Annotated in this window: 6 protein-coding genes and 2 tRNA genes; 3 read left to right on the top strand and 5 right to left on the bottom strand. The window is 40.1% G+C overall.

What is annotated here, in order from left to right:
* Window positions 1–416: 416 nt before the first annotated feature.
* The 3 genes from ACM5QX_RS24830 to ACM5QX_RS24820 all read right to left on the bottom strand — a co-directional run bounded on the left by ACM5QX_RS24830 (window position 417) and on the right by ACM5QX_RS24820 (window position 2,675).
* Window positions 417–488, bottom strand: a tRNA-Thr gene (locus tag ACM5QX_RS24830).
* 60 nt (window positions 489–548) lie between these two features.
* A tRNA-Tyr gene (locus tag ACM5QX_RS24825) sits at window positions 549–631 on the bottom strand.
* A gap of 226 nt (window positions 632–857) precedes the next feature.
* Window positions 858–2,675: an ABC transporter ATP-binding protein gene (locus ACM5QX_RS24820; protein WP_414755964.1), complete on the bottom strand. Its 1,818-nt coding sequence runs from the start codon at window positions 2,673–2,675 to the stop codon at window positions 858–860.
* A 290-nt stretch (window positions 2,676–2,965) separates the two neighbouring features.
* On the opposite strand from ACM5QX_RS24820, the gene ACM5QX_RS24815 reads away from it, so the two are divergent.
* On the top strand, window positions 2,966–4,285 hold the full coding sequence (locus ACM5QX_RS24815; protein WP_414755963.1) for an NAD(P)/FAD-dependent oxidoreductase: 1,320 nt from the start codon (window positions 2,966–2,968) through the stop codon (window positions 4,283–4,285).
* Window positions 4,286–4,399: 114 nt separating this feature from the next.
* Here ACM5QX_RS24815 and ACM5QX_RS24810 read toward each other — a convergent pair whose 3' ends face one another.
* Window positions 4,400–6,052, bottom strand: coding sequence for a dipeptide ABC transporter ATP-binding protein (locus ACM5QX_RS24810; protein WP_414755962.1), 1,653 nt, complete (start codon window positions 6,050–6,052; stop codon window positions 4,400–4,402).
* Between the two features lie 338 nt (window positions 6,053–6,390).
* On the opposite strand from ACM5QX_RS24810, the gene ACM5QX_RS24805 reads away from it, so the two are divergent.
* Both ACM5QX_RS24805 and ACM5QX_RS24800 read left to right on the top strand, forming a co-directional pair.
* Window positions 6,391–7,650: an AAA family ATPase gene (locus ACM5QX_RS24805; RefSeq protein WP_414755961.1), complete on the top strand. Its 1,260-nt coding sequence runs from the start codon at window positions 6,391–6,393 to the stop codon at window positions 7,648–7,650.
* Complete coding sequence (locus tag ACM5QX_RS24800) at window positions 7,643–8,242, top strand: RloB family protein (protein WP_414755960.1); 600 nt, start codon at window positions 7,643–7,645, stop codon at window positions 8,240–8,242. Before ACM5QX_RS24805 ends, ACM5QX_RS24800 begins: the two co-directional genes overlap by 8 nt.
* 368 nt (window positions 8,243–8,610) lie before the next feature.
* Here the strand turns inward: ACM5QX_RS24800 and patD are convergent, their stop codons facing one another.
* Entirely contained in the window at window positions 8,611–8,970 is a 360-nt protein-coding gene (gene patD, locus ACM5QX_RS24795; RefSeq protein WP_414755959.1) for a heterocyst frequency control protein PatD, read from the bottom strand.
* Window positions 8,971–9,187: the final 217 nt, after the last annotated feature.

Genomic DNA, 9,187 nt, shown 5'->3' with positions numbered 1-9,187 from the left:
TTTCTCTTGTTTCTTTTTTCTTTACTTCCTCTGCTTCTTTTTTTTGCTCCCGATCTCTTGACTTTTAAGACAGTCGCTACTATTCTCTTAACTGAACCGTATTGCTAGATAAGGGAGATTTTATACCAGTCAACTGTCAACAATAATTACAGACTTTTAAACCAACAGCGACAACAAAAACATTTATTAACCCACAAACGCCAAATCTCTCAAACCCTCGCTGCGCCAAATCGGTTTGGGGAATCACAGTTAGGACAGTATGTAGACAGATTACTAGCTAGATAAATTGTGGCGATCGATATGGGGGAACAAGTTCAAAGCGGGATTCAAGCCAAAACCGAACAGAAATCAGACCTTATAGAAGTTCAACCAAAGTATGCCAAGTAATACTGAGTTAATCTACGACATTTCTCGAAAGCCCGTGACGAGGATTGAACTCGTGACCTCACCCTTACCAAGGGTGTGCTCTACCACTGAGCCACACGGGCGGGAGTTATTTAAATCTTAGATTTTGAACTAGGTTATAATTCAAAATCTAAAATTGAAGGTGGGCCGGGCTGGATTTGAACCAGCGTAGGTGTAAACCAACGGATTTACAGTCCGTCTCCATTAACCACTCGGACACCGACCCGTATGTCCCACGATTTACAATAATAGCAGCGTATTTTAGAAATGGCAAGTGGGTGAGCAAAATTTTTTTGGAGTAGAAGAAATAAGGGTTTGCGGTCAAAAGAGGAAAAGGGGCAGGGAGCAGGGGGCAAGGGAGAAAACTTGGGACGAAGCTTGTACTTCGCCCCAGCAAGAACGACTAAGTAATTTAAAGGCGTAATAGCTTAACACTACAAACCGGTACCCATCTAATCTAGGAGTTCCCCAGTTTCTTGGAGGGAGTGCAAGCGGCGGTAAATCCCTTCTTGACGCAAAAGTTCATCATGGTTACCAACTTCGACAATCTTTCCTTGGTCTAGAACTACTATCTTATCTGCTTCCCGGACTGTACTGAGACGGTGAGCAATGACGATTGTAGTGCAAGTACCCTGAATTGATCGCATCGCCAATTGAATTGCACGTTCAGACTCATAATCTAGGCTAGAGGTGGCTTCGTCAAAAATCAGCACATCGGGTTCTACTAGCAAGGCTCTAGCAATCCCCAAACGTTGTCTTTGTCCACCAGATAACCTCACCCCACGTTCCCCGACAACAGTGTAATAACCTTGGGGTAATTGCTGCATTACTTCGTCAACTCTGGCAATTCTACAAGCTTCTTTCACCTGCTCAAAAGCAGCCTCAGGTCTACCGTAGGTGAGGTTATCTAAAACAGTACCGTTGAAAACGTCTACTTCTTGGTGAACGATCGCCAGTCTGCGTCTATACTTACCTACATTCAAGGTGCGAATATCTTGACCATCAATCAAAATTTGCCCATCCTGGGGTTCAAAATAGCGCAAAAGTAGTTTTACCAAGGTAGACTTACCAGAACCGGAACGCCCCACTAAGGCCACTGTTTGGTATGGTTCAATTAATAAGTTGATATCTTGTAACACTTTCCGGCTAGCATCATAACCAAAACTGATATGAGAGAATTCAACTTTGCCAGTAAATTTGTAGGGTGAGGATGTGTCGTCTTTTTCCAAAAGACTAGCTGCATCGTATCCAGTCGGCTCTTGCAGAAACTCGTGAAACCGCAGCATGGAGGAATAGCGACGAGCAAACACTTCTGCTAAGGTGCTAATCGGTTCTAACTCAGAATACGCCATACTAGATAAGGTTAAAGTCATGACAAAATGACCAAGGGAAACCCTACCACTTACTGTTGCGGCTAATGTTAAACCCAAGATGCTAAATACACAAAACTGAATCACAGTTTTTTGCCAAGTCAGCAGGTTAACATAGCCTTTGTGGATACGATAATCTACTACTTTTAACTCACGATCTAAACGCTGGGTTTGGCGCTTTAGTTCTTGCGATTCTGTAGCAAAAGCTTTTACCGTTTTGATATTTGTGATTAGTTCAGATGTGCGGCTTTCTGTGTTTTCTGCGTATTTATCTAGAAGACTTTCGTGCCAAATTATTCTCTGTAACTGTTTCAAACTAAAGCCGAGAATAATGACGAAGGAGATCAGATATAAAATTGCAATTCGCCATTCAATCAATACGATAAATACAAAAATGCCTAAGACACGAAACAGTTTGGGAATTAACTGTCCAGCTATTTCTGGATATGTCCAAGTGTGATTAGAAATACCTCTAGCTACTCTTCCGGCAATGCGTCCGGGATTATTGACATCATAAAATTCTAAGGGAAGTGTGAGAATTTTCTCAATGGCCGATTGGGTTTTATTCCGACGCGACCTTAAGGCTATATCCCAGTGAAACCAACTGGTTAACCAAGGTTGAGTCGGCGCTCTCACTACGGTAACCAGAAAAATTAAACCCATTAATACGCCCAAAGATAGAGGTTTGCTAACTGGGTAATTAGTTAATTGTGATAGAGTGGCGATCGCACCTTCTAAGGGTTTATCCAAAGGTTGATTGGACAAAACATTCAAAATTTGCCCAATTGCATAAGGAACAAGTAAATCCACAATTTCGTACACGCTAGACGCTGCAATAGTGAAGGCACTCAGTTTCCAGTCGTCACGAAAGTAATTGACAATATCTTTAAATTTAGCCATGATGCACACTGTCCAAGAGCGCGAGCGTTAGCTTGGAGAATATATACTACATTAATACTACAAATGTAGTCAATGGTTTAGAGAATTAAATCACCCATTTGGGGGAGAAAGACAGGATTTAGGGTTTGTTCAAGTTCTTGATTTTTCGTTTTCATGGGTAAGTTCTAAAGATAACTTTCGCTACTTTCATGATTTTTTCAATTGTTCTGAATAAACGGCGACCTTAAGCATAATTCTGCTACATCTTTGTTAAGAAAAGTTACAACGCTCTTAACACAGGATTATGTTTTATGGTAGATTCACATGAAAAAAAAGCACCACATCAGGTTGTAATTGTTGGTGGTGGCTTTGGTGGACTTTATACAGCGAAGACTCTTGCGAAAGCAAATGTAAGTGTTACTCTTATCGATAAACGTAACTTTCACTTATTTCAGCCACTTTTATATCAAGTTGCTACAGGTACCCTATCACCTGGCGACATTTCCTCACCATTACGAGCTGTATTCAGTAAAAGTAAGAATACACAAGTGTTGCTGGGAGAAGTAAAGGATATTAATCCCAAAGCACAACACGTTATCTTGGATGATAAAGTAGTACCGTATGATACATTGATCGTCGCCACAGGTGCTAACCATTCTTATTTTGGGAAAGACCACTGGAAAGACCTGGCACCCGGTTTGAAAACCGTGGAAGACGCGATAGAAATGCGTCGCCGGATATTTGGCGCATTTGAAGCAGCAGAAAAAGAAACAGACCCCGAAAAGCGCCGTGCTTGGCTGACTTTTGTGATTGTAGGGGGCGGCCCGACTGGTGTAGAATTAGCGGGTGCGATCGCCGAATTAGCATACAAAACCCTCAAAGAAGATTTTCGCAGCATCGACACCTCAGAAACAAAAATTTTACTATTGCAAGGGGGCGATCGCATCCTTCCCCACATTGCGCCAGAGTTATCCCAAGTAGCAGCAGAATCTTTGCAAAAGTTGGGTGCAATTATCCAAACTAAAACGCGGGTGACCAATATTGAAAATGACATCGTTACTTTCAAAAATGGCGATGAAGTTAAAGAAATTCCCTCAAAAACTATATTATGGGCAGCAGGTGTAAAAGCTTCCCCAATGGGAGAAGTCCTAGCAGAACGCACAGGTGTAGAGTGTGACCACGCCGGACGTGTAATTGTAGAACCAGACTTAACTGTTAGAGGTTACAAAAACATTTTTGTTGTGGGAGATTTAGGCAACTTCTCCCATCAAAATGGTAAACCCTTACCCGGTGTTGCACCCGTAGCTACACAACAAGGAGAGTATGTAGCCAAACTCATTAAAAAACGCCTAAAAGGTCAAACTTTGCCAGAATTTCGTTATAATGATGTAGGCAGTTTGGCAATGATTGGGCAAAACCTAGCTGTCGTAGATTTAGGCTTAATTAAGCTGCAAGGTTTTATTGCTTGGGTATTCTGGCTATTAATTCACATCTACTTCTTAATCGAGTTTGACACTAAATTACTAGTAGTATTTCAGTGGGCGTGGAATTATATCACTCGTAATCGTCGCTCCAGATTGATTACAGGTCGAGAAGCTTTTGTAGAACCAAAAACGGTAAATCAACAATAGCTGTGACTATCTATGGCTAACTGATTTCCCAGCAACACATCATTGAGTGAAGACGCGATGAGTCGCGTCTCTACAGTCCAGAATAAAGCACATCTTCATGAAGAAACGGTATGACTACGCTCTTGCAAGTAAGGGTGCAGCCGCTAAAAGAGTTTGGGTGTATGGATGCTGGGGATGAGCAAAAATCTGCTTTGTTTCCCCAAGTTCGACAATTTTACCGCCGTGCATGACAGCAATGCGATCGCACAAAAATCTTGCTAACCACAAGTCATGGGTGATAAACAAATAAGTTAACTCAAATTCTTCCTTGAGTTGCAACATCAAATCCAGCACTTGCGATTGCACACTAGCATCTAACATACTCACAGGTTCATCGCAGATTAACATTTTAGGACGAGTAATCAACGCACGAGCGATCGCCACCCGTTGCTGTTGTCCCCCAGATAAATCGGAGGGGTAGCGCTGATAATAAACTTCTGGTGGCGTTAAGCCGACTTTTTGCAACATCCACAACACTTGTTCTTTCGCCTTAGCCGCATCAGCTAGGTGATGGATTAATAAAGGGTCAGCAATACTTTCTCCCACCGTCATGGCTGGATTCAGACAAGCGTGGGGGTCTTGAAACACCATTTGAATTTGTCGCCGACAAGCGCGGATTTCTTGACGCGATAACTTGGTTAAATCTTGGCCTAAAAACTCTACTTTGCCTGAGGTGGGACGAATTAACTGTAATATCGTCCGCGAAAGCGTACTCTTACCGCATCCAGATTCACCCACTAACCCTAAAATTTCCCCTGGATATAATTCCAAGTTAATCCCATCTACAGCTTTAATAGTTTGGCTTTCCGCCTTAAATAGTCGTTCTACAAAGTTAGGTTCTATCGTGTAATACTGCTTCAGTTCTGTAATTCGTAGGATTGGCGATTGGGGACTGGGTACTGGGGATTGGGAGGCTTCGCTACTACCTTCATCTACTGCTTGAATATGCAGAGCTGCTTTGAGGAGCGATCGCGTATATTCATGTTGGGGGTTTTTAAATACAGATTCAGTTGTACCCATTTCCACCATTTTGCCGTTATACATTACACCGATGCGATCGCAATACTCAGCTACCATTGCTAAATCGTGAGAAATCAGTAACAACGCCATGTTTTCTTCACTGCATAGGCGGGTTAACTCTTGTAATATTTGAGCCGAGACAGTGACATCTAAACTGGTAGTGGGTTCATCAGCAACAATTAACTTGGGGTTGAGGAGGAGGGCAAGAGCGATCGCTACCCTTTGGCGCATTCCTCCGCTAAACTCATGGGGGTACTGACCCCAACGACTAGCCGGAATCTTCACCTTTTCCAAAGTCGCCAGCGCCTTTTCCTTTGCTTCCTTGGCTGATAATTCCGGTGCGTGGGCTTGCAAAGTTTCGATACAGTGATTCCCAATCGTCATCAAAGGATCAAGGCGCGTCATCGGGTCTTGAAAGATTAAAGCTACAGCTTCCCCCCGAAATTTCCGCAATTCATTTGGTGTTAAATCAAATACCGACTGTCCTTGAAAAGTCACGCGTCCTTCTACCAGACTAGAAGCTGGTAACAAGCGCATCGCCGCCCTTCCCAAGGTCGATTTACCACAACCAGATTCACCTACCAACCCCATTCTTTCCCCTGGTTGCAAGGTAAAAGATACATCATCAATCGCCCACTGTAGTTCTTCTCCACTACGCTGTGGATAGGCGACACGCAGATTTTCTATACAAAATAATTCTTTATTCATAAATTTAGTTATCAGCCCAAAGCCAGCATCTGGGATATTTTTAAATTTAAGCTAGTCTATCAAATTCTTTAAATAGCTGTTCGAGGTAATCACATCATTGAAGCGTAATATTCTTTTATTTAAGGGAAAGGTTATGATGCGGTTCCTGCTGCATGAGTACAAATACTACGTCGTGAAACAATATCATACTTTATATTATTCTGACTAATTCTTGCTATGCTTAAATTGTATTTTTGTGTTTTTTTCACAAATATTGCTCTTAAGCTTAGGGCTTTGTTATGCTTATCGAGTTTAGCGTTGGCAACTACAGATCCTTTAAAGAGATAGTCACTTTCAGCATGGTGGCAGCTAATCTTGTTGCCAAAGATAAAAGACTTGACGAGAATAATATTTTTAGTGTCGATGCTGAACTCAGTTTGCTTAAGAGCGCAGCAATATATGGTGCAAATGCAAGTGGTAAGAGTAATCTTGCTAGAGCAATGACTTTCATGAAGTGGTTCATGATCAACTCTTCTAAAGGAACTCAAATTACAGAAAAAATTGATGTAGAACCTTTTAGGTTGAGTATAGGAACTGAATCTAGACCATCTTACTTTGAAATTGTATTTCTATTAGATGAGCAAAAGTATAGATATGGTTTTGAGGCAACTCAAGACAAAGTTGTTTCAGAATGGCTTTTTTATGTTCCTAAAGTCAGAGAGACAAATATTTTTAAGCGTGACCATAGCGGCATTAATTTTTCCAAAATTTACAAAGCTGATGGTATTCAACAGAAAACTCGACACAATGCACTATTCTTATCTGTCTCTGCTCAATTCAATGTCAATATTGCTGAGAAGATATTAAATTGGGTAACAAGTCAGTTAAAAATTGTATCAGGTTTAAATGACAACGGTTATCAAGGATACACATCACATTACTTGGTGAAAAGTAATGTTAAAAGAGACGCAATCTTGAAACTGATAGGAAAGTTAGACTTAGGTATTGGTGAACTAGATATCGAGGAAGTAGGTTCACGTGAGTCCTTACTTGATAAAACTAAAAACCTACCAGATGAATTCAAAGAACTTTTCAATAAAGTAGCAGAACTAATATTAGATGGCAGAGGAGAAGCAAAAACTGCCTCAATTAAGACTCTACATCATAAATTTGATGATAATGGCGTTCTAGTTGGTAAGGCACTTTTCGATTTAAACTCTGACGAATCTGAAGGGACTAAAAAAATATTTGCCATATCAGGACTGCTAGTTGATTCATTGCAAGAAGGTAAAACCCTTGTTATTGATGAATTTGATGCCAGACTTCATCCGCTTATTAGTTATGCAATTGTTGAATTGTTTAATTCTAATGAGACAAACCCCAATAATTCACAATTAATATTTATTACTCATGATACTAATTTGCTTACAAATAAGCTTTTTAGGAGAGATCAAATTTGGTTTACTGAGAAAAATAGATATGGAGTGACCGATTTATATTCATTGGCTGAATATAAAGTTCGTAATGATGTCTCATTTGAAAATGATTATATTAAAGGTCGATATGGTGCAATTCCCTACATTGGAGATTTAGTCCATCTTCTTGATGCTCATGGCTAAAAAGAAACATAGACAACTTGGATACTCACCAAGAAAAGTAGATATAAAAGAAATTCGACAAAGATTTTTGATTGTATGTGAAGGACAGAAAACAGAGCCAAACTATTTTAGGAGTTTTCGTGTTCCCAAGGTCGTGATAGATGTACAAGGTTTGGGTATAAATCCAACTGGACTAGTTGATAGAGCTAAGGAGTTGAGAAGTCAGGGGGAATACGATCAAATATGGTGTGTTTTTGACCGAGATTCATGGACTGAACAAGATTTTTGTTTTGCCATTAAAAGTGCTAATGATGAGGGTATTAGAATAGCTTACTCTAATGAATCCTTTGAGTTATGGTATATCCTCCATTTTGAGTTTCTAGATACTGGAGTTTCCCGAAGTGACTATTTACGGAAATTAACTGCATTACTTGGATACCAGTACTCTAAAAATAGCGAATCAATCTATGATGAATTGCTAAGTAAGCAGCAGAAGGCTATCAGAAATGCTGAGAATTTGCTAAATCAATACAGTCCTTGCAATCCTGTAAAAGATAATCCTTCAACAACGGTACATCTTTTAGTTCTAGAGCTAAACAAATTTATTCGATAATAATGGTACGGAGATTGTCTATGATGTTGCTTAAGGAGAATCAACGGTAAGACCTATTGATTTAATCTAGGCTCGTATCGGCTTAGTTTTTTTGTGTATGGGAATCCAGTTTGAATTTTCAAAATATATTCAGACTTCAATATATATCCAACAAGGCTTTTATCTAAAAACTCGTCCAGAAATCAAATAGGAGTCCTATACTGTCCCCAAAATAGTAACTCCCAGAGCAATGGCGTATCCTAGACTAATCCTTTGCCCAATACTCAACTTGATAGTAAGCATAGAATCTACACAGTTACCTAAAATCTCGTAGATCCTATGATTCACATCATTTTTATCTATTTTTACACCACAACTCCGGTAATTATCTAATCTTCATTTGTATCTGGTGGCGTTTGTTGCAGTATGGCGTGGCAATATTGAATTAGAGTATTGAGGCGATCGCTTATCGTGTCCAATCTTGTTTTTGCTGTAGATGGTTGTCGCGCTCCTTGTAAAAACATCACATCTACCTCTAGTAGACGCAGTTGTTTGCTAATTTCTGTCTTGTAGGGCTGTATACGTGCATCCTCCTCAGCTAAAGGTGCGATTTCCTCCCCAAAGAGTTGCTTTAAACCAGCTAGGCGTTGGCGTGCTTCTGTGACGACGATTTGATTCGTGTTGATTCCCTGACGGAACTCCAGTAGTAATGTTACTAGGCTCTGATATTTTTCAAGATTTAAAGACATCTAGTGCTATTTACGATAGTATTAATGTCAAGAAAATTATTTATACAATAAATCTAATCAGGCTATTATCAGCATCACCAGCCTCAAGTATTGTATTGAGGCTGCGTTTGCAATATATATTTTTTCCCATTTATGTTTTTTCCAACCCGAAATAGACCATTACTATAGTCTCATAGGGTATCTCACACAGCGTTTACTGCCCTCACCAGGGTAACAG

The organism is Anabaena sp. CCY 9910 (genome assembly GCF_963920875.1).
In the GTDB taxonomy this organism is placed as follows: Bacteria; Cyanobacteriota; Cyanobacteriia; order Cyanobacteriales; family Nostocaceae; genus Trichormus; species Trichormus variabilis.
Note: the sequence above shows the minus strand (reverse complement) of the source record. Positions and strands in the feature narration are given on the sequence as shown.

What these genes read in the sequence shown, in the direction of transcription:
- patD (WP_414755959.1), bottom strand. Translation starts at nt 8,970, where the DNA reads ATGTCTTTAAATCTTGAAAAATATCAGAGCCTAGTAACATTACTACTG.
- ACM5QX_RS24810 (WP_414755962.1), bottom strand. Translation starts at nt 6,052, where the DNA reads ATGAATAAAGAATTATTTTGTATAGAAAATCTGCGTGTCGCCTATCCA.
- ACM5QX_RS24815 (WP_414755963.1), top strand. Translation starts at nt 2,966, where the DNA reads ATGGTAGATTCACATGAAAAAAAAGCACCACATCAGGTTGTAATTGTT.
- ACM5QX_RS24800 (WP_414755960.1), top strand. Translation starts at nt 7,643, where the DNA reads ATGGCTAAAAAGAAACATAGACAACTTGGATACTCACCAAGAAAAGTA.
- ACM5QX_RS24805 (WP_414755961.1), top strand. Translation starts at nt 6,391, where the DNA reads ATGGTGGCAGCTAATCTTGTTGCCAAAGATAAAAGACTTGACGAGAAT.
- ACM5QX_RS24820 (WP_414755964.1), bottom strand. Translation starts at nt 2,675, where the DNA reads ATGGCTAAATTTAAAGATATTGTCAATTACTTTCGTGACGACTGGAAA.